This window comes from Streptomyces sp. NPDC047117 (assembly GCF_040643545.1).
Classification (GTDB): Bacteria; Actinomycetota; Actinomycetes; order Streptomycetales; family Streptomycetaceae; genus Streptomyces.
In genome coordinates this window covers 114,969-139,475 of sequence record NZ_JBEYUN010000014.1, presented here as the reverse complement: position 1 = coordinate 139,475, position 24,507 = coordinate 114,969, and the positions used below count along the sequence as shown (strand labels likewise).

Annotated in this window: 24 protein-coding genes, 1 tRNA gene and 1 riboswitch; of the genes, 12 read left to right on the top strand and 13 right to left on the bottom strand. The window is 72.1% G+C overall.

What is annotated here, in order from left to right; all coding sequences use genetic code 11:
* The first annotated feature begins 111 nt into the window (after positions 1–111).
* Positions 112–870: a DUF4142 domain-containing protein gene (locus ABZ840_RS25920; protein WP_361562712.1), complete on the top strand. Its 759-nt coding sequence runs from the start codon at positions 112–114 to the stop codon at positions 868–870.
* Positions 867–2,372, top strand: a complete 1,506-nt coding sequence (locus tag ABZ840_RS25915) for a DUF1996 domain-containing protein (RefSeq protein ID WP_361562710.1) — start codon at positions 867–869, stop codon at positions 2,370–2,372. The genes ABZ840_RS25920 and ABZ840_RS25915 overlap by 4 nt, the downstream gene beginning before the upstream one ends.
* Before the next feature lie 84 nt (positions 2,373–2,456).
* On the opposite strand, the gene ABZ840_RS25910 is transcribed toward ABZ840_RS25915, so the two are convergent.
* Positions 2,457–3,338, bottom strand: coding sequence for a helix-turn-helix domain-containing protein (locus ABZ840_RS25910; RefSeq protein ID WP_361562709.1), 882 nt, complete (start codon positions 3,336–3,338; stop codon positions 2,457–2,459).
* A 433-nt stretch (positions 3,339–3,771) separates the two neighbouring features.
* Between ABZ840_RS25910 and ABZ840_RS25905 the strand changes: the two genes are divergently transcribed.
* From ABZ840_RS25905 to ABZ840_RS25895, 3 genes are all read left to right on the top strand, one after another.
* Positions 3,772–4,461 carry a hypothetical protein gene (locus ABZ840_RS25905; RefSeq protein ID WP_361562707.1) on the top strand — a complete coding sequence of 230 codons (690 nt, stop codon included), beginning with the start codon at positions 3,772–3,774 and terminating at the stop codon, positions 4,459–4,461.
* A gap of 119 nt (positions 4,462–4,580) precedes the next feature.
* The gene (locus tag ABZ840_RS25900; protein WP_361562705.1) at positions 4,581–6,032 is read left to right on the top strand and encodes an NADH-ubiquinone oxidoreductase-F iron-sulfur binding region domain-containing protein; all 1,452 of its coding nucleotides are present in this window, start codon (positions 4,581–4,583) and stop codon (positions 6,030–6,032) included.
* Between the two features lie 176 nt (positions 6,033–6,208).
* On the top strand, positions 6,209–7,249 hold the full coding sequence (locus ABZ840_RS25895; protein ID WP_361562704.1) for an SCO0930 family lipoprotein: 1,041 nt from the start codon (positions 6,209–6,211) through the stop codon (positions 7,247–7,249).
* Here ABZ840_RS25895 and ABZ840_RS25890 read toward each other — a convergent pair.
* Both ABZ840_RS25890 and ABZ840_RS25885 read right to left on the bottom strand, forming a co-directional pair.
* On the bottom strand, positions 7,246–7,995 hold the full coding sequence (locus tag ABZ840_RS25890) for a class E sortase (protein ID WP_361562702.1): 750 nt from the start codon (positions 7,993–7,995) through the stop codon (positions 7,246–7,248). The genes ABZ840_RS25895 and ABZ840_RS25890 overlap by 4 nt on opposite strands.
* A gap of 75 nt (positions 7,996–8,070) precedes the next feature.
* Entirely contained in the window at positions 8,071–9,420 is a 1,350-nt protein-coding gene (locus ABZ840_RS25885; RefSeq protein WP_361562700.1) for a DUF445 domain-containing protein, read from the bottom strand.
* 261 nt (positions 9,421–9,681) lie between these two features.
* Between ABZ840_RS25885 and ABZ840_RS25880 the strand changes: the two genes are divergently transcribed.
* On the top strand, positions 9,682–10,992 hold the full coding sequence (locus ABZ840_RS25880) for an SGNH/GDSL hydrolase family protein (protein ID WP_361562698.1): 1,311 nt from the start codon (positions 9,682–9,684) through the stop codon (positions 10,990–10,992).
* 15 nt (positions 10,993–11,007) lie between these two features.
* Here ABZ840_RS25880 and ABZ840_RS25875 read toward each other — a convergent pair whose 3' ends face one another.
* The 4 genes from ABZ840_RS25875 to ABZ840_RS25860 all read right to left on the bottom strand — a co-directional run bounded on the left by ABZ840_RS25875 (position 11,008) and on the right by ABZ840_RS25860 (position 14,407).
* Positions 11,008–11,712 carry a DUF1707 domain-containing protein gene (locus tag ABZ840_RS25875; protein WP_361562697.1) on the bottom strand — a complete coding sequence of 235 codons (705 nt, stop codon included), beginning with the start codon at positions 11,710–11,712 and terminating at the stop codon, positions 11,008–11,010.
* Positions 11,713–11,747: 35 nt separating this feature from the next.
* Positions 11,748–12,746, bottom strand: a complete 999-nt coding sequence (locus tag ABZ840_RS25870; protein ID WP_361562695.1) for an ATP-binding cassette domain-containing protein — start codon at positions 12,744–12,746, stop codon at positions 11,748–11,750.
* A 1-nt stretch (position 12,747) separates the two neighbouring features.
* On the bottom strand, positions 12,748–13,512 hold the full coding sequence (locus ABZ840_RS25865) for an ABC transporter permease (RefSeq protein ID WP_361562856.1): 765 nt from the start codon (positions 13,510–13,512) through the stop codon (positions 12,748–12,750).
* Positions 13,513–13,573: 61 nt separating this feature from the next.
* Positions 13,574–14,407 (bottom strand): ABC-2 family transporter protein, encoded by an 834-nt coding sequence (locus ABZ840_RS25860; RefSeq protein ID WP_361562694.1) that lies wholly within the window; start codon positions 14,405–14,407, stop codon positions 13,574–13,576.
* Positions 14,408–14,705: 298 nt separating this feature from the next.
* Here ABZ840_RS25860 and ABZ840_RS25855 point away from each other — a divergent pair, with 298 nt between their 5' ends.
* Entirely contained in the window at positions 14,706–17,030 is a 2,325-nt protein-coding gene (locus ABZ840_RS25855; RefSeq protein WP_361562692.1) for a transglycosylase domain-containing protein, read from the top strand.
* 98 nt (positions 17,031–17,128) lie between these two features.
* On the opposite strand, the gene ABZ840_RS25850 is transcribed toward ABZ840_RS25855, so the two are convergent.
* The 3 genes from ABZ840_RS25850 to ABZ840_RS25840 all read right to left on the bottom strand — a co-directional run bounded on the left by ABZ840_RS25850 (position 17,129) and on the right by ABZ840_RS25840 (position 18,534).
* On the bottom strand, positions 17,129–17,449 hold the full coding sequence (locus tag ABZ840_RS25850; RefSeq protein WP_361562690.1) for a multidrug efflux SMR transporter: 321 nt from the start codon (positions 17,447–17,449) through the stop codon (positions 17,129–17,131).
* 54 nt (positions 17,450–17,503) lie between these two features.
* A riboswitch (guanidine-III (ykkC-III) riboswitch) is annotated at positions 17,504–17,569 on the bottom strand.
* 168 nt (positions 17,570–17,737) lie between these two features.
* Positions 17,738–18,040 carry a co-chaperone GroES gene (locus ABZ840_RS25845; protein WP_019711573.1) on the bottom strand — a complete coding sequence of 101 codons (303 nt, stop codon included), beginning with the start codon at positions 18,038–18,040 and terminating at the stop codon, positions 17,738–17,740.
* 173 nt (positions 18,041–18,213) lie between these two features.
* Complete coding sequence (locus ABZ840_RS25840) at positions 18,214–18,534, bottom strand: DUF3618 domain-containing protein (RefSeq protein ID WP_361562688.1); 321 nt, start codon at positions 18,532–18,534, stop codon at positions 18,214–18,216.
* 260 nt (positions 18,535–18,794) lie between these two features.
* On the opposite strand from ABZ840_RS25840, the gene bcp reads away from it, so the two are divergent.
* The 5 genes from bcp to ABZ840_RS25815 all read left to right on the top strand — a co-directional run bounded on the left by bcp (position 18,795) and on the right by ABZ840_RS25815 (position 22,783).
* Positions 18,795–19,262, top strand: coding sequence for a thioredoxin-dependent thiol peroxidase (bcp, locus tag ABZ840_RS25835; RefSeq protein ID WP_361562686.1), 468 nt, complete (start codon positions 18,795–18,797; stop codon positions 19,260–19,262).
* Positions 19,263–19,684: 422 nt separating this feature from the next.
* Entirely contained in the window at positions 19,685–21,184 is a 1,500-nt protein-coding gene (locus ABZ840_RS25830; RefSeq protein WP_361562854.1) for an MFS transporter, read from the top strand.
* A 149-nt stretch (positions 21,185–21,333) separates the two neighbouring features.
* The gene (locus ABZ840_RS25825) at positions 21,334–21,996 is read left to right on the top strand and encodes an HNH endonuclease signature motif containing protein (RefSeq protein ID WP_361562684.1); all 663 of its coding nucleotides are present in this window, start codon (positions 21,334–21,336) and stop codon (positions 21,994–21,996) included.
* Positions 21,993–22,658, top strand: coding sequence for an HNH endonuclease signature motif containing protein (locus ABZ840_RS25820; protein WP_361562683.1), 666 nt, complete (start codon positions 21,993–21,995; stop codon positions 22,656–22,658). Before ABZ840_RS25825 ends, ABZ840_RS25820 begins: the two co-directional genes overlap by 4 nt.
* 50 nt (positions 22,659–22,708) lie before the next feature.
* Positions 22,709–22,783, top strand: a tRNA-Leu gene (locus ABZ840_RS25815).
* A 51-nt stretch (positions 22,784–22,834) separates the two neighbouring features.
* Here the strand turns inward: ABZ840_RS25815 and ABZ840_RS25810 are convergent.
* The 3 genes from ABZ840_RS25810 to ABZ840_RS25800 form a co-directional block, all read right to left on the bottom strand.
* A complete protein-coding gene (locus ABZ840_RS25810; RefSeq protein ID WP_361562681.1) occupies positions 22,835–23,443 on the bottom strand; it encodes an XTP/dITP diphosphatase in 609 nt (202 codons plus the stop codon).
* Between the two features lie 94 nt (positions 23,444–23,537).
* Positions 23,538–23,987 (bottom strand): hypothetical protein, encoded by a 450-nt coding sequence (locus tag ABZ840_RS25805; RefSeq protein ID WP_361562679.1) that lies wholly within the window; start codon positions 23,985–23,987, stop codon positions 23,538–23,540.
* Positions 23,988–24,079: 92 nt separating this feature from the next.
* Complete coding sequence (locus ABZ840_RS25800) at positions 24,080–24,253, bottom strand: SCO1431 family membrane protein (RefSeq protein ID WP_361562678.1); 174 nt, start codon at positions 24,251–24,253, stop codon at positions 24,080–24,082.
* Between the last annotated feature and the right edge of the window lie 254 nt (positions 24,254–24,507).

The window sequence follows — 24,507 nt, the reverse complement described above, 5'->3', positions numbered from 1 at the left end:
CGCCCGCGCCGCTCCGGCCGTTTCTTGTCCGGGCATGAGGACCCCGCGTTCCGCCGCCCGACACCGGCCTAGCGTCCCAGTCGTCCCCACCGGACCGACCGGGAGGTTTCGTTGCGTTCCATCGCCGGCCTGGCGTCACCCGCATCCCCCGCCGACGCGCGGGCGCTCGCCACCGGGCTGATCGTCGCCGCCCTCGCGGCCACGTTCGTCGCCCTGCTGCTGCCCGTCCAGCTCTTCGGCCAGAACACCTCGGTGGCCGCAGCGGCGGCCGGCTGGGAGGACGACGGCGGCGGCACCGTCCGCACCCCGTACGGGCCGCTGACGCCCCTGGACCGGGACTTCGTGCGCAAGGTACGGCTCGCCGGGCTGTGGGAGCTGCCCGCGGGCCGCCAGGCGCGGGAACGCGGTACGCGCAAGGCTGTGCGGACCGCGGGCGACCATCTCGTGGCCGGGCACACGGAGCTGGACCGGCTCTCGGTACGGGCCGCCCGTGACCTGGGGATGCCGCTGCCGGACGAGCCCACCGCACAACAGCAGGGCTGGCTCGGCCAGCTGGACGCGGCGCGCGGCCAGGAATTCGACCGGCGCTTCGCGCAGTTGCTGCGCCGCGCGCACGGCAAGGTCTTCGGGCTCGTGGCGCTCGTCCGGGCGCAGAGCCGCAACGCGATGGTGCGGCGACTGGCCACTCGTACGAATGCGGTCGTCCTGGACCACATCACGGTCCTGGAAGGTACCGGCCTGGTCGACTTCGGCAACCTGGCGGCGGCCCGCCCCCGGCAGCCGTACGTTTCCCCGAACACGCGGCCGCACCCCCACCTCACTCTCCTCAGCACTTCCCACCACTCCCCACGAAGCGAAGTGATCGCATGACTCCACAGGCCCATAAACGCTCGCGCCTGACCACCCGGCTGGTGGCCGCGGCCGCCGCGCTGCTGCTGGGCGGCGGCGGGACCGCGCTGATAGCCGCCGGCGCCTCGGCGGACGGGACGGACGGCGAGGACGGCCCGGGGCAGCGCGGCGGGCAGGTGGCAGCGGCCGCCGCCACCGTGTCCTGCCCGGACGTCGGCGACCGGCTGCGCCAGGTGCCGCGCGGCGCGAAGCTCCCGGTCTCCCGCGGGCTCGCGGCGCTGGACCGTCAGGTGGCGGCGGCGTACGAGAAGATGACGGCGGGCGGCAGCGGTACGGACGCCGTGCTCGGGCAGCTGCGGCAGCAGCGGGAGAAGACCATCGGGGCGATGGCCGACGCGATCGGCAGGTCGGCGCCCCGCCCCGACGCGCTGCTGAACATGAGTGCCTGCCGGATGAAGCCCACGGGCCAGCCGGTGTCGGTCGGCGAACCGGCCCCGGGCCAGGGTCAGGCGAACGGCGGCGAGCAGCAGGGCGGCGGCCAGGACGGCAACGCCGGCCAGGGCGACGCCGGCCAGGGCGACGCCGGCCAGGACGGCAACGGTCAGGACAACGGCGGCCAGCAGCAGGACGGCGGGCAGCTGCCGCCCGTCGGCGGTCCCTCGCCCGACGATTTCGCCGACATCCGCTCCCAGCAGCCCAACGCCCAGCAGCCCCCGCAGGGCGACGGCGCGTCCACCGGCACCTTCGTCTCGGAGTGCGGCACCAACGAGGAGGGCCACTTCAACTCCGACAACGTCATCGTCACGCCCGGCGTCAGCAACGGCGCGCACCACACCCACGACTACGTCGGCAACGAGTCCACCGACGCCTTCTCCACCGACCAGAGCCTGGCCGCCTCCGGCACCACCTGCGGCAACGGCGACCTGTCCACGTACTACTGGCCGGTGCTGCGCGTCCTGGACGGCACCTCCGAGCACAAGCCCGGCGCTGGCCACGACGGCAACGTGGGTTCGGTGCTCACCCCGTCCGACGTGCAGCTCACCTTCAGCGGCAGCCAGGACGGCGACGTGACCGCGATGCCGCGCTTCCTGCGGATCATCACCGGGGACGCCAAGGCGTTCACCAACGGCCCGGCCAACGCCAACGCCTCCTGGAGCTGCACGGGCTTCGAGGACCGGCAGCTGAAGGACAAGTACCCGATCTGCCCGGCAGGCTCCGACGTCGTACGCACCTTCAACTTCCAGAGCTGCTGGGACGGGCAGAACACCGACAGCGCCAACCACCGTACGCACGTGGCGTTCGCGCAGCAGGACGGCTCGTGCCCGGCCGGCTTCCGCGCCATCCCGCAGCTGCAGGAGAAGATCACCTACGACGTGCCGGCCGGTGAGCAGTTCGCGGTGGACAGCTTCCCCGAACAGCTCCACAAGCCGGTCACCGACCACGGCGACTTCATCAACGTCATGCCCGACCAGCTGATGGACCAGGCGGTCGAGTGCATCAACAGCGGCCGCGACTGCGACTGAGCCACCACGGTGGTCCCGGGTCCGCACGGCCCGGGACCACCGCACGGACGCCGCCCGCCGGGACCCACCCGGCGGGCGGCGTGCTCAGAGCCCGTTCACCCGCGCCTCCCGGGCGATCCCCAGGGGCCGGACGCCGGTCACCGCCCCGGCCCGGCGCCCCGACCGGGAGCGAAACCGCCGCACCCGGGCCAGCAGCCGCCGGCTGCGCAGCGCCATCTCCAGCTCGAAGCGGGTACGCGGATCACGCAGCGCGGGGCCGAAGAGCTTCTCGATCTGCCGCAGGCGGTAGCGCACCGTCTGCGGATGCACCTGGAGCACCTTCGCCGCCTCCGGCGCGCCACCGCCCTCCAGCCAGGCCAGCAGCGTCACCTCCAGCCGCTCGCTCTGCCGGGGCGTCAGCTCCTCCAGTGGGCCGAGCCAGCGTGCGGTCAGCGCCCTGACCAGCGACTCGTCCTGCAGAAGCAGCAGCGCCGAGAGGTGGTCGTCGACGAAGACCGGGCGTACGTCGGGACCGCCGCGCCCCGGCCCGAGGGCCAGCAGCGCCCGGGCCCAGCGCAGCGAGGACGCCGCGTCGTCGGCGGGCACGGCATGGCCGACGGCCGCCGCACGGCCCTTGAGCGCGGCCTCCAGCCGGGGCCGGGTCTGCGTCCCGGGGTCCGGCACGAGGAGGCAGGTGGTGCCGTCGACGGTGCCGACGAGCGCGTCGCCCAGCGCGGCCGCCAGCTGCGGCACCTCGGCGGCGGAGCCGAGCACGACGGCCCGCAGGGAGGCCGGTACGGGCCAGCCGGCGCACCGGGCGGGCTCGGCCAGCGCGGCGGCCGACAGCGGCTGCTGTCCGGTGAGCGCGCCGAAGAGGACCTGACGGGCACGGGACACCGGCATCGGGGTGACGACGAGTCCGGCCGGCCGGCGTTCGCGCTCCGTCCGCTCCTGATAACCGAGCGAGGTCAACAGGGCCTGTTCCATGGCCCATTGTGCTTCCGCTGCCTTCGGGGATTCCGCGAGAAGGGCGGAAAAGGCGGGAAGAGCGATGCGCAGCTCTTCCACCATCTTCTCGGCGAGCGACGGGAGTTCCTTTCGCAGAACCCGGGTCCACTCACCTCGGGGGCGTGACCAGATGCGGTTCAGGAGTTCACACATCGCTACCTCGTTTCCTGCCGTCGGGGGGCGGCTGGGATACGGCCGTTGTGCCTGAGGGCCAGTGTCTGAGTCGGCATCATCCGCACCAGGAGGGACGACGGCGATGCCGGTGCAGGAATTTGTCACAGCGCGCTAAAGGCCCGGAAGTCCCCGGACGCGTCCGCGATGCTGCCGGACACATCGCCGACGGTACGTACGGCAATTCCCCGCCCTTTCCGGGGCGTTGTGCATCCTTCCGCTCGATTTCCGTGGAGACCCGATGCCCGCGCCAGTCCCGCGCACCCGCCGCCGCCCGTATTCCGCTCCCCGCACCGGGAGACGGCTCCCGCTGCGCCCTGTCCTGCCCGCCGCGCTGCTGCTCTTCCTGGCCGTCCTCGCCCGCTCCGGCGCCGCCGCCCGGGCCGCGGACTTCCTGGACTTCGGGGCCGGGGTGCTCGCGCTCGTCGCGCTGACCGGCACGGTGGTCTGGGGGCTCGCCGCCACCGACCGGCGGGTGCTCGCCTCCGGGCACCGGCTGCTGGCGCAGGCCGTGCACCGCGGCACCGGCGTGGCGGGCCTCGGCTTCCTCGCCCTGCACATCGGGGTGAAGGTGGCCCGCGGCCAGACCACCGGCCGGGCCGCCGCGCTGCCCTTCGCCGACGGGGCCCGCCCTGCCCTGATCGGCCTGGGCACGCTCGCCGCCTACGGGTTCCTCGCGGTGGCGGTGACCGGCGCCGCCCGCACCGCCTTCACCGGCCGGGCCGCCGCCCGGTGGTGGCGCGCCCTGCACATGACCGCGTACCTGGCCTGGAGCGCGGCGCTGGTGCACGGCCTGCGCGCGGGCCGCCCGGCGGCGGGCTGGGTCACGGCCGGGTACGCCGTATGCGTCGCGGCCGCGGCCGCGGCCCTCGCGTACCGACTGCGGGCCGACCGCCGCGCGACCCGCCGCGCCCCGGAGGGGCGCCCATGAGGGGCGCGGGAAGTGTCGACATGCGGCTCCGCCGCGTGGGCGCGCCCAGCCACGACGGCGCTGCACCCGGCATCGGCACCCTGGCCCCATCCCCATGGCCGCCCCGCCTACTGGCAGGGGTGACCACCCCGCACAGCGGCGCCGCCGCCCGGCTCGACCGCGTGGCCCACCTGACCGTGCACGGCACCGCCCCCGTGCTCTCCGCCGCGGAACTGACCGCGCTCGCCGAGAACATCGGGCTGCGCGGCCGCGGCGGCGCCGGCTTCCCCTTCGCCCGCAAGGTCACCGCTGTACGGGAGGCGCTGCGCCGCTCGGACGGCCGGGCCGCCGTGGTCGTCAACGGCACCGAGGGCGAGCCGGGCTGCCTGAAGGACACCGCGCTGCTGCTCCACGCGCCCCATCTGGTGCTGGACGGCGCGCTGCTGGCCGCGCACGCGCTCGGCGCGGGCGAGGTCGCCGTCGGGGTGACCCGCGCCGACGTGGCGGAGTCGGTCGGCCGGGCGATCGCCGAACGCGGCCCGATGTCGCTGCGGCTGCGCGTGGCCCGGCTGCCGGAGCGGTTCGTGGGCGGCGAGGGCTCGGCCCTGGTCGACGGCCTCGACGGCGGTCCGGGGTTGCCCTCCGGGCGCAAGGTCCGCTCCAGCGAGCGCGGCCTCGGCGGGCTGCCCACCCTGCTGTCCAACACCGAGACCTACGCGCAGCTCGCGGTCGCCGCCCGGCTCGGTGCGCTCGGCCACCGCACCATCGGCGTCCCCGAGGAGCCGGGCACCCTCCTGCTGACCGTCGCCGGCTCCCACGTCCTGGAGGTCCCCACCGGCGTGCCCCTGGACCGGGTGCTGGCGCACTGCGGCACCGGCCCGGGCCAGGGCGTCCTGATCGGCGGCTACCACGGCACGTTCCTCGCCCCGGCCGCGGCGCGCACCGTCACCCTGGACCGCCCGGCGCTCGCCGCGCACGGCGCCGTCCTGGGCGCGGGCGCCCTCCTCCCGCTGCCGGAAGGCACCTGCCCGGCCGGGGAGTGCGCGGCGGTGACGCGCTGGCTGGCCGGGGAGTCGGCCGGCCAGTGCGGCCCGTGCGTCCTGGGCCTGCCCGCACTCGCCGACGCGCTGGCGGCGGCGGTGCGGGGCGGCGGCGCGCGTGCCCTGGCCGCCGTACGGGCCCGGACCCGGGCCGTGGAGCGGCGCGGCGCGTGCGGCCACCCCGACGGCACCGCCCGCTTCGTCGCCTCCGCGCTGGCCGCCTTCCCCGAGGAGTTCGCCGCGCACGCGCGCGGCGGCGGCTGCGGACGCCCGGTCCTGGGCGCCCTGCCGCTGCCCGGGGGCGCCCCACCGCCCGGCGCGGCGGCCCCCGTACGCCCGGCCGCGCCCGCCGCGCAGCTGGTCGTGGACTGGACGCTCTGCCGGGGCCACGGGCTCTGTGCCGATCTCGCGCCCGGCGTCGTCCGCCTCGGCCCGGACGGCTATCCGCAGCAGGCCACCATGGCGCTGCCCGCCCGGATGCGCCGCCGTGCCCAGCTCGCGGTCCGCCGCTGCCCCGCCTTGGCCCTGCGCGTCCGGTCCCCCGCCGAATGACCCCGTACGGGCGTACGCCGATCCCGCTCCGCCTCCGTACTGCCCGTAGCGCACCGCCTTTTGACGTGAAGTGACAACTTTCGCGGGCGTTGAACGGCGGCAGCACCGCCCCCCGTACCCCGGTCCGTACCCCCGTCCCGACGGCACCTCCGCCGCCCCCACCGAAGGAGATCCCCATGAGCAACCGAGCCGCCCCGGTCAACCGGCGACAGGCGGGCATCGCCCTCACCGCCCTCACCGTGCTCGCCCTCACCGCCGCCTGCGGCGACAAGGACTACGGCGCCGCCGGCAGTGACCAGGTCCAGCCCGCCGGCCAGGGCACCTCCGACAACGGCTACGGGTCGGGCGCCGCCAAGGACGGCGGATACGGCGACGACGCGGCGGGCGGCGCCGCGGCCGGCGGGCTCGGCGCCGCCGCCAAGTCCCTCGCGCTGAAGGAGGCGCCGGGACTGGGCAAGGTCGTCACCGACGGCCAGGGCCTGACCCTGTACCGCTTCGACAAGGACACCCCGAAACCGCCGAAGTCCGCCTGCGACGGCGACTGCGCCTCGACCTGGCCGCCGGTCCCCGCCGACGACGCGAAGGCCACCGCCGGGATCAACGCCGCCGACCTCGGCTCGGTGACCCGGTCCGACGGCAGCAAGCAGCTCACCCTCGGCGGCTGGCCGGTGTACCGGTACGCCAAGGACAACGCGCCCGGCGACACCAAGGGCCAGGACGTCGGCGGCGTCTGGCACGCGCTGGCGGCGGACGGCGGCAAGGCGGGCGAGGCGGCCGCGAAGGAGCCCCCGAAGGCGGACGAGGAGCCCGCCGCGCCGCCGGCGGCCGCCGAGCCGAAGGCCGACGTCTCGGTCGCCGACAACGCACAGCTCGGCAAGATCATCGTGGACGGCAAGGGCCGCACGCTCTACCGCTTCACCAAGGACAGCCCCTGGCCGATGAAGTTCGCCTGCGTCGGCGCCTGCCTGGACACCTGGAAGCCCGCCGAGCCCGCCGACAAGGACAAGATCGAGGGCGTACCGGCCAAGCTGATCACCACGGTCAAGCGTCCCGACGGCACGAAGCAGCTGGCCGTGGACTGCTGGCCGATGTACCTGTTCAAGGGCGACAAGGCCCCCGGCGACGTCAACGGCCAGGGCGTGAAGGGCACCTGGTTCGCGGTCGGCGCCGACGGCAAGAAGATCACCGAGTCCGCCGGGGCCCCGAGCGCGTACTAGCGCGGCTCCATCTTCGCCAGCCGCGCCCACACGACCAGCCGGTACTTCGAGGTGTACTCCGGCGTGCAGGTCGTGAGCGTCAGGTAGTAACCGGGCTCGGTGTAGCGGTATCCGGGGTGGACCGAGCTGTACGGGACCTTGGCCAGCACCGTGCCGTCGCCGGGCATGGTCTGCGGCAGGGTCCGGTCCACCGCATAGGTGTAGCGGGCGTCGGCGGTGTCGATGCGTACGGTGTCGCCGGCCCGCAGCAGGTTCAGCCGGCGGAACGGCTCCCCGTGGGTGTTGCGGTGCCCGGCGAGCCCGGTGTTCCCGGCCTGTCCCGGCTCGGCGGTCCCCGGGTAGTGCCCGACGTACCCCTTGTTCAGCACGGACTCCTTGCCGATCCCCTGGGCGACGGGGGCCGCGAGGCCGAGGCGCGGGATGCGCAGGACGGCGTAGGCCAGGTCCTGGCCGGGGCGTTGGGCGGGGCGCCGGGCGGGGCGTTCGGCGCCGGGACGCGGATCCGGCGACGCACTCGTGTCGGACGCGCTCGTGTCGGGCGAAGGAGTGGGCGGCCCGGGCGAGGGCGCGGGCCGCTGCCACCCCCGCTCCAGCTGTGACACCCGCTCCCCGGCGCTCGCCCGCGCCTCCCGGTTGGTCCACCACAGCTGATGGACCACCAGCAGCGCCAGGACGGCGCCGAGCGTCACTGCCAGCTCCGCCGCCGTCCACACCAGCCGCACCACCACCGGTATCCGCTGCCGCACGCGGGGCACCGTACGGCGTGCGGGCGGCAATCACCAGAGCGACGGCGTGGGCGACTTCGCCGTGGAGCGGCCCGGTCAGCCGCCCAGGGCGTGGGACACCGCGTAGATGCACAGCCCCGCCAGCGCGCCCACGACCGTGCCGTTGATCCGGATGAACTGGAGGTCCCGGCCGATGTGCGCCTCGATCTTCTTCGAGGTCTGCTCGGCGTCCCAGCTCGCGACGGTGTCGGTGATCAGCAGCGTGATCTCGTCGCGGTACGTCGTGACGACGTACACCGCGGCGCCCTCCAGCCAGCCGTCGACCTTGCCCTGCAGCCGGTCGTCCGCCGCCAGCCGCTTGCCCAGCGACAGCAGCGCGCCGCGCACCCGCTGCCGCAGCTCGCTCCGCTCGTCCTCCGCGGCGGCCACCATCATGGCGCGGACCGACCCCCACGCCGACGCGATCAGGTCCTGCACCTCGCCGCGGCCGAGCACCTCCGACTTCAGCCGCTCCACCCGCGCCCGGGTGTCCGTGTCGGACTGCAGGTCGCCCGCGAAGTCGGTGAGGAAACGGTCCAGCGCGCCGCGCGCCGGATGCTCGGGCATGTCCCGCATCTCCGTGACGAACCGCAGCAGTTCCTTGTAGACCCGGTCGCCGACCTTGCGGTCCACGAAGCGCGGGGTCCAGCCGGGCGCGCCGCCCGCCACCGCCGACATCACGGAGTCGGAGTGCAGGATCAGCCAGTCGTGCGCCCGGGCGCAGACCAGGTCCACCAGCCGGGTGTGACCGCCGTCGGCGACGATCTTCTCCAGCATCGTGCCGAGCCCCGGGGCGATCTCCTGGGCGTCCGCGCGGCGGGTGATCGCCTCGCCGACCACCGCCTGCACGTCGGAGTCGCGGAGCACCGTCAGCGCGCCGCGCAGCGCCGTGGCCAGCTCGGCGGTGACCCGGTCGGCGTGCTCGGGCTCGGCGAGCCAGCGGCCGACCCGGCTGCCGATGCCGACCTTGCGCAGCCGCTGCCGCACCACCTCGCCGGAGAGGAAGTTCTCGCCCACGAAGTCGCCGAGGCTCTGCCCGAGCTGGTCCTTCTTCGTCGGGATGATCGCGGTGTGCGGGATGGGCAGGCCGAGCGGCCGCCGGAACAGCGCGGTCACCGCGAACCAGTCCGCGAGCGCGCCGACCATGCCCGCCTCGGCCGCCGCCGCCACATAGCCGGTCCAGCCGCCGGCCCCGGCGGCGCCCGCCCACTTCGCCAGCGCGTAGACGACGGCGACGGCCAGCAGCAGGCTGGTGGCGAAGGTCTTCATGCGGCGGACCCCGCGCCGCTTCTCCTCGTCGGCCTCGTTGAATGTGAAACCGGCCACAGGATTCGCGGCGGTTCCGGCCGCCGGCCCGCCCTCCGCGCCGGTGGCCAGGTCCGTCTTCGTGCGTTCCATCCGCTCCATCCGTTCGACCGCCCCGGGTGTATGTCCAACTGTGACCTAGTCCTGGTTCCCTTCCTGGAACGAACCACGAGTTCCCGTCGTCCCACAGGTCGAGCGCATCGCCCCTGCCGCCGTCCCGGCGGCGAGGGAGCCGCCCGGCAGCCGTGGCGTCCACCATGGGATCATGGAGGATCGATCGGACTGCGACGGCGCCGCTGATCAGACGCTGCCCTTGCCCATCCGGAGCCAGCGGCTCCGCCTGCCCCAGGAGAACGCCCCCGCATGAACAAAAGTGTGGGTTACGCCCTGCTCGCCGGTCTGGCGGCAGTGGTGGTCCTCGTATCGACCGCGATCTTCGTCGGGTTCGGCGGCGACGGCAGCGGCACCGGCAGCGACCCGCACAGCCCGCGGAACTCCGCAGACCCCGCCGTCTCCGGCCAGTGGGTCGGCACCTGGGCGGCATCGGCCGCGGCCGCCGAACCGGGCACCCTCGACGGGTACGCGGGCATGTCGATACGGAACGTGATCCACACCAGCATCGGCGGCACCAGCGCCCGCATCCAGCTCTCCAACCTCTACGGCACCCGACCGCTGGCCATCACCCACGCCACCATCGCCCTGGCCGCCGCGCCGAACAACCCGACCGCGACGGCCGGCACGATGCGCCGCCTCACCTTCGGCGACCGCCCCTCCGTCGTCATCCCGGCCGGCGGCGCCATAGCGAGCGACCCCGTGCGGCTGGACGTGCCGCACGACGCGGACCTCCTGATCACCACGTACTCCCCGGCGCCCTCCGGCCCCGTCACCTACCACCCGTACGCCCGGCAGACCTCCTACCTGGCGCGCGGCGACCGGGCCGCGGCCGAGGCGGGCACGGACTTCACCGAGCAGAGCCCGTACTGGCGCTACCTCACCGGCGTCGACGTCTGGAGCCGCGAGGCCAAGGGCTCGGTCGTCGTCATCGGCGACTCCATCACCGACGGCATCACCTCCACCATGGGCGCCAACCACCGCTGGACCGACTTCCTGGCCCAGCGACTGCGCGAGGAGCCCGGCGCGCCCCGCCTCGGCGTCCTCAACCAGGGCATCAGCGGCAACCGCCTGCTGATCGACGGCAGCCGCTACTCCCCCAACAACGGCCCCAGCGTGCTCACCCGGCTGGACCGCGACGCGCTGTCGCGGACCGGGGTCAAGGCGGTGATCGTCGAGATCGGCCTGAACGACCTCTTCAAGACCCCGCGCCAGTGGGACCCGAAGAAGCTGGTCGCCGGCATGCGGAAGGTCGTCAAGCAGGCGCACGCGCGCGGCCTGCGGGTCACCGGCGGCACGCTCACCCCGTTCTACGGCCACCGCGGCTACTCGGTCCGCATGGACCAGGTGCGCCAGGCGGTGAACGCCCAGATCCGGGCCGGGAACGTGTACGACAACGTGGTCGACTTCGACAAGGCGCTCCGCGACCCGGCCCAGCCGAACCGGCTGCTCCCCCGGTACGACTCCGGCGACCACCTGCACCCGAGCGACGACGGCTACAAGGCGATGGCCCTCGCGGTGAACCTCAAGCACCTCAAGGGCTCGGCCCCCGCCTCGCTGTAGGACGACGGGCGGCGGTCAGCCCAGCTCCTTGCGCCGCCGCTCCTTCTCCTCCTTCTCCAGCGCCCTGCGCTCCCGCCGCTCGGCCTTCAGGCGCTCCTTCTCCGCCCTGGTCGGCTTCCGCTCGACACCGACGCCGCCCCAGAACGCCAGGCCCGTCACGATCACCCGGGGCGCGCCGGGGTCGCCCGCCACCCCGGCCTCCCGGTGGTCGAAGCCGCCCATGATGCCCACACCGCGCACGTCGACCTCGACGCCCGGCGGCACGACGATGTTCACCCCGCCCATGATCGCGACGCAGTTGATCACCACCTCGCGGTCCGCGAACCGGGCCTCGCGCAGATCGATCTCGCCGCCGCCCCAGAAGGCGACCGCCGTGAAGCGCCGCCCCACGGTCCACTGCCCCGTCCGCTGGAAGCCGCCCAGGATCCCGATCCCGGCCGACGAGCTGCCCTCGCCGCCCACGATCCGCTCCGCCCAGGCCGGCGCGACAGCGTTCCGGGGCACGGCCGCCGGCAGCACCGGCACATCCCTTCCCCCCACCGGCAGGTCCGCCGTCAACGGCTCCAACTCACCGTACGTACGCGCCTCGTACGCCGCCTCCAGCCGCTCGTCGAATTCCTCCATCCGCAACCGGCCCTCGGCAAGCGCATCCCGCAGAATCTCCGCAACCCGGTCCCGGTCGGCATCAGAGGCCCGCAATTCGGGGCGTTCCTCATTCATGGCCAAAGAGTAAGCAGGGAACCAGCCGTCCGGCCCTACTTCACCGCGCTTCGGGTGTACATCCGCGCGATCACGTCCTCGATGTCCGGCTCGCGTACCGAGAGGTCGACCAGCGGCCAGCGCTCGGCGACCGCCGCCACCACCGGTGCCGCGCTCTGCGACGCCGGGAACGCCAGCCACTGCCGCGGGCCCTCCACCCGCACGGTCCGCGCCCCCGGTACGCCCTCGATCGGCGGCAGCTCCCGCTCCAGGTCCACCACGAGCGTCCGTTCGCTCTCCCCCACCCCGTGGAGCCCGTCCAGGTCGCCGTCGTACACCAGCCGCCCGTGGTCGATGACCATCACCCGGCGGCACAGCTGCTCGATGTCGGTCAGGTCGTGGGTGGTCAGCAGGACGGTCGTGCCGAGCGTGGTGTTCACCTCGCGCAGGAAGTCCCGCACCCGCGCCTTGCTGATCACGTCCAGCCCGATCGTCGGCTCGTCCAGGTACAGCACCTCCGGGTCGTGCAGCAGCGCCGCCGCGATGTCCCCGCGCATCCGCTGGCCCAGCGACAGCTGCCGCACCGGCACCGTCAACAGGGGACCGAGGTCGAGCAGTTCCACGCACCGGTCGAGGTTCTTGCGATACGTGCCGTACGGCACCCGGTACATCCGCCGCACCAGCTCGTAGGAGTCCTTCAGCGGCAGGTCCCACCACAGGGTCGTGCGCTGCCCGAAGACCACGCCCATCCGGCGGGCCAGCCTGGTGCGCTCCCGGGAGGGATCGATGCCCGCGACCCTGATACGGCCGGCGCTGGGCACGAGGATGCCGGTCAGCATCTTGATCGTGGTGGACTTGCCGGCGCCGTTCGGGCCGATGTACCCGACCATCTCGCCGCGCCCGATGCGGAAGCCGATGCCGTCCACGGCCCGCACCTCCTGCTTCACCCGGCGCAGCCGCCCGGCCTTGCGGCGCACCTGGAAGACCTTCTCCACCCCCTCCAGTGCGATGAATTCCGGCCCGTTTCCGTTCGTCGCCGGTCCGTCCGTCGTCATGTCAGCTCCCCGTGCTCCGGTAACCCCGCAGACCCGCCCGCCACGCCAGCGCCGCGCCCCCGCACATCACCGCGGCCACCACGGGCCCCAGGAAGTCCACCCAGCTCGGCAGCCCCAGCGGGTCGTCCCGGCCGAGGAGGCGGAGCGCCGGCAGCCAGTTCACGAAGGCCAGCGGAATGATGTACGTGACCCCGCGCACCAGGTCCTTGGCGAAGACGGTGGGCGGGTACTGCAGCATCGCGTTTCCGCCATATGTGAAGGAGTTCTGCACCTCGGCGGCGTCCTGGGCCCAGAACTGGAAGGCCGCGCCCAGCGTGAAGATCGCACCGTAGATCGCGGCCCCGCTCACCAGCATCGCCGCGACCATCACCACCCGGCCCGGCGTCCAGTCCGCCGGGACCCGGGACAGCGCCCAGCCCAGCACCACCGCGGCCTGCGACAGCCGCCCGATCCGGCGCAGCGCGAACCGGTCGGCGGCGACCTGTACGTACACCGGCGCCGGGCGGACCAGCAGGACGTCCAGGGTGCCGTCGCGCACCCGCGCGCCGAGCCGCTCCACGTTGCCCAGCAGCAGGTCCGCGAGGCCGAGGGCCGTGGCCGACGCTCCGTAGAGCAGGGCGACTTCGGGCAGCCCGAATCCGCCGAGCTCGTCGATGTGCGAGAACATCAGAAGGATCGTCACGAACTCCAGGCCGCTGCCCGCGGCATTGCCGAAGGCCATGATCGCAAACGACGCCCGGTAGGTGAGTGTGGACCGGACCCACATCGCTACGATCAGCAGGTATGCCCGTATGCCGTGCCGCACCGGCGCGGCCCGCCCGAAGGACTCAGCCACCCTGCACCACCACCTTCCGGGTGGCCGCCGACTGCATCAGCCGGCCGACCGCCAGCAGCACCGCCGCCCAGCCCGCCTGAAAGGCCAGCGCCCCCAGCACGGCGGCCCCTTCGTACCGCCCCAGCAGCACGTCGGCCGGCACCTGGAGCACCGACGCCCACGGCAGCATCCGTGCGACCTCGCCGAATTCGCCGGGGAAGGCCCGCAGCGGCAGCAGCATCCCGGAGAAGAACATCGCGGCCAGCCCGCCGAGCACCGCCACCCCGGCGCTGTCCAGCAGCCAGAACGCGGTGAGCGCGACGAGGTAGCGCAGCGCGAAGCTGACCGTCACCGCGAGCACGGCGGACACCAGGAACGCGGCCCACAGGCCCGGCGCTGCGGGCAGCGCCAGGGGGAAGGCGAGCGCGCCGACCGCCATCGGCAGCACCCCGCGGCCGAGCAGCTGGCAGGCGGCCCGGCCCAGGTCGGCGGAGAGCCACCACAGTTGGAGGTCGGCGGGGCGGTAGAGGTCCACCGCGATGTCGCCGGTGCGGATGCGCTCCTGCAGCTCCTCCATACCGCCGTTGACGGCCAGCGAGACCGTCGCCAGCAGCGCCTGGCCGACCCAGACGAAGGTCAGCGCCTGCGCCTGGTCGTACCCGCCCAGCTGCGGCCGCTGGTCCCACAGGGCCAGGTAGGTGTAGGAGATGATGAAGCCGAAGACGGTGTTGGTGAACACCCCTGCGGCGGTGGCGGTGCGGTAGGTGACGTACCGCCGGAAGCCGCCCCGGGCCACGGCCGCGTACAGCGCGAGGCCGCCACCACGCTCACGAACTGCCCCGCCCACGCTTCCGTCCCCCGAGGTGTGACGCCAAAACAACGGAGCCTAGCTCCGCCGTTGGTGGGGGCACCACGGGTTTATCACCCGATCCAGTGAGGGAGAGAACCCATTCGGCCGGTCACAGACCGGTCACATGTGCGTGCCACCCTCTTGGGTCGGCCCGCAGGATGCGAGAGTTTCTCAACGGGCGACACTTGCATTTCGGAAGACACGACCTTTTTCCGGCGTAGGGCGCGAATCGCCCGCTACGACACCGATCCGCCGCGGCACAACCATCGGCGGCGGCCGAGGAGTCACTACAGACATGAACGACGATCCGCAGCAGGACGACCGGGGAAGTAACGGTTCCCCCGACGGCGAACCGGGCGCCGCCCCGCCCTCCGGCAAGAAGGGCCGCCCCCGCCGCACGGGCTGGCGCCGCTTCCTGCCCACCTGGCGCATGACCCTCGGCGGCATCCTGGTGATCCTGCTGATCATCGTCGGCGGCTTCATCGCCGGCTATCTCCTCGTCGGCATCCCGCCCGCCAACCAGGCGGCCAAGGCCCAGAGCAACGTCTTCCTCTTCTCCGACGGCACCCAGCTCGCCCGCGACGGCGCGGTGAACCGCGAGAACGTCAAGCTCGACCAGGTACCCAAGACCGTCCAGCACGCCGTGCTCGCCGCGGAGGACCGCAACTTCTACAGCGAGTCCGCGGTCAACCCCGTCGCCATGATCCGCGCCGCCTGGAACACCGTCATCGGCAAGGGCAAGCAGTCCGGCTCCACCATCACCCAGCAGTACGTCAAGAACTACTACCTCGGCCAGGAACAGACCGTCACCCGCAAGGCCAAGGAGTTCTTCATCGCCATCAAGCTGGACCGCGAGGTGAGCAAGGACGAGATCCTGGAGGGCTACCTCAACACCAGCTACTACGGCCGCAACGCCTACGGCATCCAGGCCGCGGCCCAGGCGTACTACAACAAGGACGTCAAGGACCTCAACGCCGCCCAGGGCGCCTACCTCGCCACCCTCCTGAACGCCCCCAGCCAGTACGACATCGTCGTCCACCCGGAGAACCGCAAGCGCGCCGAGGCCCGCTGGAACTACGTCATGGACGGCATGGTCAAGAAGGGCTGGCTCAGCGGATCGGCGCGCGCGTCGACCAAGTTCGACCCGCCCGGCGCGGCCAAGACCCCCTCCGGCCTCTCCGGCCGCCGCGGCTACTTCGTCGACGCCATCAAGGACTACCTCCGCAACAACGACATCCTCGACGAGGACGATCTCAAGGGCGGCGGCTACCGCATCACCACCACCATCGACAAGAAGAAGCAGCTGGCCCTCGAAAAGGCCGTCGACGACCAGGTGATGGACCAGCTCGACAAGAAGAACCGCGACGCCGACAAGAACGTCCGGGCCGGCGGCGCCTCCATCGACCCCGCCACCGGCAAGGTCGTCGCCATGTACGGCGGCATCGACTACGCCAAGCAGTTCGTCAACGGCGCCACCCGCGCGGACTACCAGGTCGGCTCCACCTTCAAGCCCTTCGTCTTCGCCTCCGCCGTCGCCAACCACTCCACCACCCAGGACGGCCGGACGATCACCCCGCAGACCGTCTACGACGGCACCAACAAGCGGATGACCCTCAGCGACGGCCAGCCCACCGGCTTCGCCCCCGCCAACGAGGACGACCGCTCGTACGGCCAGATCACGGTCAGCGAGGCCACCGACAAGTCCGTCAACGCCGTCTACGCCCAGATGGGCATCGACGTCGGCCCCGACAAGGTCCGGGAGACCGCCGTCGACCTCGGCATCCCCCGCGGGACCCCCGGCCTCGCCGAGTCCCAGGGCTCCATCTCGCTCGGCACCGCCACCCCCAGCGTCCTGGAGATGACCAGCGCCTACGGCACCCTCGCCCACCACGGCAAGCGGGTCCCGTACACCTTCGTCCAGAAGATCACCAAGAACGGCGAGAAGGTCGGCCTGCCCATGCGGTCCGAGCAGACCGCGATGCCCCGCGAGGCCGCCGACACCACCACCTCCATCCTGCGCAGCGTCGTCGAGAGCCCCGGCGGCACCGGCGCCGCGGCCCAGGCCGCCGGGCGTCCCGCCGCCGGCAAGACCGGCACCGCCGAGGAGGACAAGGCCGCCTGGTTCGCCGGCTACACGCCCGACCTGGCCACCGTCATCGCCGTGTTCGGCCAGGACCCCAAGACCGCGACCCAGGAACCGCTGTACGGCGCCGGCGGCCTCGCCCGCATCAACGGCGGCGGCTGGCCCGCCCAGATCTGGGCCGACTACACCGCGGCCGCGCTGGACGGCAAGGCACCCGAGGACTTCGACCTGGAGCTGGAGACCGGCGCCCAGGAACCGGTCCCCACCGGCACGGCGCCGCCCACCGGGCCCGGCGACGAGACCGGGGTGCCCACAGCCCCGACCGAGACCACGCCCCCGGACTCGCCCCCGGTCACCACGCCGCCCCCGTCCACCGTCGAACCGCCGGAGCCCACCTTCCCGAGCGAACCGCCGCCCACCTCCGCCCCCACCGAGGACTTCCCCACGGTCGAGCCCGGCGGCGGACCGGGTGGTGGTGGCGGACCCGGCGGCGGACCCGGCGGAGCACCGGGCACACCGTCCGACGACTGGGAGTGACGGCGGAACGGCAGCACGACAGAACGGCAGTACGGCAGTACACGCGAAGGGGCCCGGGGCACGTCGATCAGGACGTGCCCCGGGTCCCTTCGCCGCGCTCAGTGACCCGACGTCGCCTTCAGGCCCACGACGGCCACCAGCAGCAGACAGATGAAGAAGATCCGGGCCGCGGTCGCCGGCTCACCCAGCACCACCATGCCCACCACCGCCGCACCGGCGGCACCTATGCCCACCCACACGCCGTACGCCGTACCGATCGGCAGCGTCCGCGCGGCGATCGACAGCAGGGCCATGCTCACGACGATGCCCGCGCCCGTGAACAGGCTCGGCCACAGCCGCGTGAACCCGTCGGTGAACTTCATCCCGATCGACCAGCCGACCTCCAGCAGACCGGCGACCAACAGCAGAACCCATGCCATGACGGCACCTCCGTGACAAGCGCGCACACGCGCATGCGTGCGTGCATCTACAGGGGTGCGTCGTCTTGTCATGACCCGGTACGGCGCGTCTCGTCGGGATGTTTCCGACCATAGCAAGCCACGCCGAAACGGGCGGTGACGCCGGTCACCGCCCGCAGAAACTGCTGGTCAGGGCCTTACGGGACGAACAGGGGAGGCGGACAGAGGGAGGCTCGGAGGCACAGCCCCGGGACGAACGGGGGCAGGGACAGGCTCAGAGGCACAGCCCCGAGAGGAACAGGGACGGGCTCAGAGGTACAGCCCGGTCGAGTCCTCGGCGCCCTCCAGGCGCTCCGCCGCCACCGCGTGCAGATCGCGCTCCCGCATCAGCACGTACGCGACGCCGCGCACCTCCACCTCGGCGCGGTCCTCCGGGTCGTACAGCACCCGGTCCCCCGGCTCGACGGTACGGACGTTCTGCCCCACCGCCACGACCTCGGCCCACGCCAGCCGGCGGCCGACCGCGGCCGTCGCCGGAATGACGATGCCGCCGGTCGAGCGCCGCTCGCCCTCGGCGATATCGGTACGGACGAGCACCCGGTCGTGCAGCATCCGGATCGGCAGCTTGTCGTGGGTGTCCTGAGTGTTGTTCGGGCTCACGGCAAGACCGTACCTGCACCCGCCCCCGCACCGGACCCCGGCCCGGGCGGTACGGGCACCCCGGCCCGGGCGGTACGGCCCCGGCAACGCCCCTACGCGGCCCATGCGACGCCTCTACGACGCCCCTACGACCGGCGCTTGCGCGCACCCACCGCCAGCAGCCCCACCAGACCGACCGCCACCAGCGCCACCGGAACGATCCGCTCCATGCGCGGCGCGCCGTCCTCCGACACCAGCTGCGAGCGGACGTCGGAGACCGCCCGGTTGGCGAGCACGTACGCCCGCCCGGCCGTACGGTCCACGGCCGCCGCCGCCTTCGCCTTCGCGTCGCCGACGATCGTCCTGGGGTGCAGCCGCACGCCGATCTCGTCGAGCGTCACGGCGAGCTCCTGCCGCCGGCGGACGATGTCCGCCTCGATCTGCGCAGGGGTCCTGGCATCCGACACCGCGCTGCCTCCGTCGTCTCGGCCGGTGAATACAGATCCTCAATGATTCCTGATGGACAGTCTGTCAGCTCACCCACCGAACCGCCCCACGGCACCCCCGATCAACGCGCCCACGCGGCGTACAAAGAGACGAACCGGCCGAGGGCATGAGGGGCTGTCGGCGGACCTCAGTAACCTCGGGACAGCACAAGCGACCACCGAGGTCGGCACGGTCACCGGCCCACTTCGGCACGGTCACCGACCCACTCCTGAGGAGAGCCATGAGCGAGCGACTGCAGCCCGGCGACACCGCCCCCGCCTTCACCCTCCCCGACGCGGACGGCAAGCAGGTCTCGCTCGCCGACCACAAGGGCCGCAAGGTCATCGTGTACTTCTACCCCGCGGCCCTGACCCCCGGCTGCACCAAGCAGGCCTGCGACTTCACCGACAACCTCGACTTCCTGGCCGGGCACGGCTACGACGTCATCGGCATCTCCCCCGACAAGCCCGAGAAGCTCGCGAAGTTCCGCGAGAAGGAGGAGCTGAAGGTCACCCTCCTCGGCGACCCCGACAAGAGCGTCCTGGAGGCGTACGGCGCCTTCGGCGAGAAGAAGCTCTACGGCAAGGTCGTCACCGGCGTCATCCGCTCCACCGTCATCATCGACGAGGAGGGCAAGGTCGAGCGCGCCCTCTACAACGTCAAGGCCACCGGCCACGTCGCCAAGATCATCAAGGACCTGGGGCTGTAAGCACCCGCCGAACGGACCCGCGGGGCAGCGCCGTCCGGCCCCCGAGGCCCGGCACCCAGCACGGCCTCACCGAACGGCCTCCCTCCGGACATTCGTCCCGGCGGGAGGCCGTTCGTCATCGCGGCTGGGCACGGTGGCCCGGCGTCGCGACCCGGCATCGCGGCTCGGCGTCGCGGCCTGATTCCCCCTCCCCCCGCCTCCACACCCCCACCCGTTCGACCAGCACAACCACCTCACACCCGCCCTAAACGGCCCACACCGAGTGACGAAAATCGCGTTCTGCCGCCAAAGTGGTTTGACCGGCTCCGTAACCGCGCAGACGCCCCTTTCGAAGCGAGCCCACCGCGCAGCGCGCGGACCGACCGACCGAGAGGACCGCACTCGTGACGACCGGCAGCACCGATGCCACGTCCGGGACCGACATGGACCCCGAGGCGGTCCGGCGCCACCGCATGCTCTTCCGCGCCATCGCCCGCCGCAAGAACCCCAAGCTCCGCCGCACCGACATCACGATCACCGACGAACGGGTCGTGAAGCGCGCCGTGAAGGCCGCCGCCGTCGGTAACGCGATGGAGTGGTTCGACTTCGGCATCTACAGCTACCTCGCCGTCACGATCGGCCACGTCTTCTTCCCCAGCGGCAGCGACACCGCGAGCCTGCTGTCCTCGTTCGCGACGTTCGCGGTGGCCTTCCTCGTACGGCCCATCGGCGGCGCGTACTTCGGCCCGCTCGGCGACCGCATCGGCCGCAAGAAGGTCCTCGCGCTCACCATGATCATGATGGCCGTGGGCACCTTCTGCATCGGCCTGATCCCGTCGTACGCCACCATCGGGTTCTGGGCACCGGTACTGCTCATCCTCTTCCGCCTGGTCCAGGGCTTCTCCACCGGCGGTGAGTACGGCGGCGCCTCGACCTTCATCGCCGAGTACGCCCCCGACAAGAAGCGCGGTTTCTTCGGCAGCTTCCTGGAGATGGGCACCCTCGCCGGCTACACCGGCGCCGCGGGCCTCGTCCTGCTCCTCAACACCTTCCTCGGCTCCGACGCCATGGAGAGCTGGGGCTGGCGCCTGCCGTTCCTCGTCGCGGGCCCGCTCGGCCTCGTCGGTCTCTACCTGCGGATGAAGCTCGACGAGACCCCCGCCTTCCAGAAGCTGGAAGCCAGCCAGACGCACTCCGCGACGGGCTCGGCCACCGAGGAGGAGGCGGAGTTCTCCCACCTCTCCGAGAACCAGCCCAAGCGGAAGATCGGCGAGATCTTCTCCCAGCAGTGGCCCGCCCTCATCCTCTGCATCGCCCTGGTCGGCGCGTACAACATCACCGACTACATGCTGCTGTCGTACATGCCGACGTACCTGACCGACACGCTCCACTACAAGGAGTCGCACGGCCTGCTGGTGCTGCTCGGCACCATGGTCGTCCTGATGCTGGTCATCAACTTCGTCGGCCGCCTCAACGACCGCTTCGGCCGCAAGCCGCTGCTCATGGCCGGCATGCTCGGCTTCTTCGTCCTCTCCATCCCCTCCTTCCTCCTGGTGGGGACCGGCGATCTGCTGCTCATCTGCGTCGGCATGCTGCTGATGGGCTTCTCCCTGGTCTGCCTCCTCGGCACGATGTCGGCGGCCCTCCCGGCCCTCTTCCCGACCAACGTCCGGTACGGCTCCCTCTCCATCGGCTACAACCTCTCCACCTCGCTCTTCGGTGGCACGACCCCCCTGGTCATCGAGGCCCTGATGGCCGGCTTCAACGGCAACCAGATGATCCCGGCGTACTACGCCATGGGCGCGGCCCTGATCGGCGTCATCGCCGTCATGTGCATGAAGGAAACCGCCCAGCAGCCCCTCGAAGGCTCCCCGCCCTCGGTAGCCACCCACGAGGAAGCGGTCGAACTGGTCACGGCCCAGAGCCCGGACCCGCGCTTCTGACACAGAGCGGCCCCCGAATCCCCCGATCACCCGATCGGGGGATTCTTCATTTCTGCCCCTCACCCTGCGTGACTCCGCCTTGAGGCTTCCCGTTGTTCAGTTCGACATCAGAACAATCGGCCGTCGCCTGACGGCCGGACGGGGGAACCATGCCCGCCAGCCCATACACCCACGACCGTCTGTCCAAGGCCGCAGCCTCGTCGCGCACCCTCTCGGAAGCCTTACGCCAACTCGGCGTCGACCCGAAGAGCCCGACCCGCAGCTACCTCCGCATCCGCATGAAGTCCATGGGCATTGACACCTCGCACTTCACACGCGAGGGCACTCGTTGGACCAAGGCCGCCCTCGAACCGGCCGTGGCCGCCTCGACCAGCATGTACGAGGTCCTCCGCCACCTCGGCCTCGATCCCGTCGGCGGCCATCACACCCACATCAGCCGCCGTATACGGGCCTTGGGGATCGATACGTCGCACTTCGACGACAAGCCATCCGGCGCGGATGCTCGGCAACGACGTGCACGGGAGCAACTGCTGAGGAAAGAGGGCCCTGCCCAAGCGCCCCGCGTCCCGGCACGGCGACTGAGGCGCGCCCTCCTGGCCCACGGCACGGACGAACGCTGCGCCCTGTGCGGCATCGGCCCGACCTGGCAGAACCAGCCGCTACCGCTGGAGGTCGACCACATCAACAGCGACTGGCGCGACAATCGCCTGGAGAACCTGCGCTTCCTCTGCCCGAACTGCCACTCCACGACGGACTCCTATCGAGGCCGGAACAAGGGCCGTCGGGCCACGGGCCGCAAGGGCTCGGCATGAGCGGCGGAATCAAGTACACCCGCGAGCGGATGACCGAAGCGGCCGCGTCCTGCGCAGACATCGACGAAGTCATCGCCTTCTTCGGCACTCGCCCTTACGAACGGCTCCGCCAGTACCTGCTGAAGCGCTTCGCCCACTTCGGCATCGACGTGTCGCACTTCCGCCACCGCAAGTACACGAGACATGCCACCGTCCCACCCGCCACACTGCCGCAGGTCATATCGGCATCGCTCTCCCTCGCGGAGACTCTGCGCAGGCTCGACATGCCCGACAACACGGCCACCCGGAGAGTGCTCCGCCGATGGATTGCCGAAGCCGCTCTCGATATGTCGCACTTCCTCGGCCAAGCTCATCAGCGAGGCAAGCCAAGCCCAACGCCCATCAAGTCGGCCGAGCAGATCCTCGTGAAACACGACGGCCGTCGGCGTACGCAATCGGCGATGCTTCACCGGGCTCTGCGGCAGATCGGGGTGGCGGAACTGTGCGCCCGGTGCGGCACGGGACCGTGCTGGCATGGACGCCCTATGACGCTGGAGGTCGACCACATCAGTGGCGACTGGAGCGACGACCGGGCCGAGAACCTACGACTGTTGTGCCCCAACTGCCATGCGATCACCAGTACCTGGTGCAGGGGAGGCAATTGGCGCCGCGACGTACGATGACGCCAACCGGACCCGCTGTCACCAAGTGGACCCAGTAGAGTGGGCGGCGCGGGCCCGTATCCCAGCAGGCAAGAGGACGCCGGTTTAGATCCGGTGCGTCGTGGGTTCGAGTCCCACCGGGCCCACCGCATTCGGTCGTCTCCTCGTGCGAGGAGACGACCGAGCCGTTTCCGGGGTCAGCCCAACAGCTCCCGTACCACCGGCGCCAGCGCCCTGAAGGCCTTGCCTCGGTGGCTGATGGCGTTTTTTTCGGCTGCTGTGAGTTCGGCGCAGGTGCGGGTGTCGCCTTCGACCTGGAGGATCGGGTCGTAGCCGAAGCCGCCGGTGCCGGCGGGGGCGTGGCGGAGGGTGCCCTCCAGCTTGCCCTCGACGACGCGCTCCGTGCCGTCCGGGAGGGCGAGGGCCGCGGCGCAGGCGAAGTGGGCCGCGCGGTGCTCGTCGGCGATGTCGGAGAGCTGGGCGAGGAGCAGGTCGAGGTTGGCCCGGTCGTCGCCGTGCCGGCCGGCCCAGCGGGCGGAGAAGATGCCGGGGGCGCCGTTCAGGACGTCCACGCAGAGGCCGGAGTCGTCGGCGACGGCGGGGTGGCCGGTGGCCTGGGCGAGTGCGTGGGCCTTCAGCAGGGCGTTCTCGGCGAACGTGACGCCGGTTTCCTTGACGTCGGGGACGTCCGGGTACGCGTCGGCGCCGACCAGTTCGATGGCCAGGTCGGCCTCGGTGAGGATGGCGCGGAGTTCGGTGATTTTGCCGGCGTTGCGGGTCGCGAGGATCAGGCGCTGGTGCTTCATGGTGAGCGATTATCCCGGTGCGCCGGACTCGACCGGCCCGGCGGGGCGGGCCACCCCGCCCCGCCCTGCCCCGCCCCGCGTGTCACGCGGCCCGTCAGCCCGGGGTGCAGATCTTGGTGAGTTCCGAGGCGGCGGACTCGATGGGGGCGGTGTCGGGGGTCTTGCCCTGGTCGAGGGACTGCTGGGCGTCCTTGACACCGCGGGAGAGGTCGTCGACGGCCTTGCCGATGTCGGCGTTGTCGCTCTTGTCGCCGAGCTCGTCGAGGTTCTTGTCGATCTTGTCGAGGGCCTGCTGCGCCTCCGCCGGGTTGTCGGCGCCGTTGGAGAAGGCCTGCTGGAGTTCGTCGACGTTCTTGCCGACGGCGGTGGCGGTCTGCGCGCAGTCCAGGGCCGTCTCCACCGCTCCGCAGCCGGTCAGCACGGGGACGGCCAGGGCGATGGCCGCCACGGCGGAGGCGGCGGTCACGGCCGTACGACGGGCGGGCCGCACGGCGGCGCCCGATCCGGGGGAACGGCGACGGCGGGCGAAGCGGTACGCGGACATGGGCGGGGCCCTCCCTAAGCAATGAACAGGTAAAGGAAGGAACGCCTGGCGCGCGCTTTTGGTTGCCGACGTCGCCGATATGCGGCGGAAGGTCAGGTAAGTCCGGCGATGAGGCCGGTCTGGGTCAGGAACATGGCCAGGACGACGACGAGCGTCCAGCCGAGGAGGTGCTCCATCCACGGCGAGTCGTCCTTGGGTCCCCCGGTGCGGGCGGCGGGCGCCTCGAGGGCGGCGGCGGTGGCGGTAGCAGCGGCTTCAGCAGGCATGACGGTGAAGTTCCTCGTCGTCGGGTGCTGGGGAGATGCGCCCCGGCCGTAAGAGCCGTACGAGCCGCAGGAGTCCGTACGGGCCCTGATGGCCGTACAAGCCCTTACAAGCCCGTACGAGCCCATATGAGCCGTACGAGCAGCCGTACGAAACGTGTCGTGCGGGAAGCGGAGGGCGCACTTCCCACAGTGCGCCCGTACCGCAGCCATTCCTAGAGATGCAGCTCCCACGAGGGGAACGTCACAGATCACCG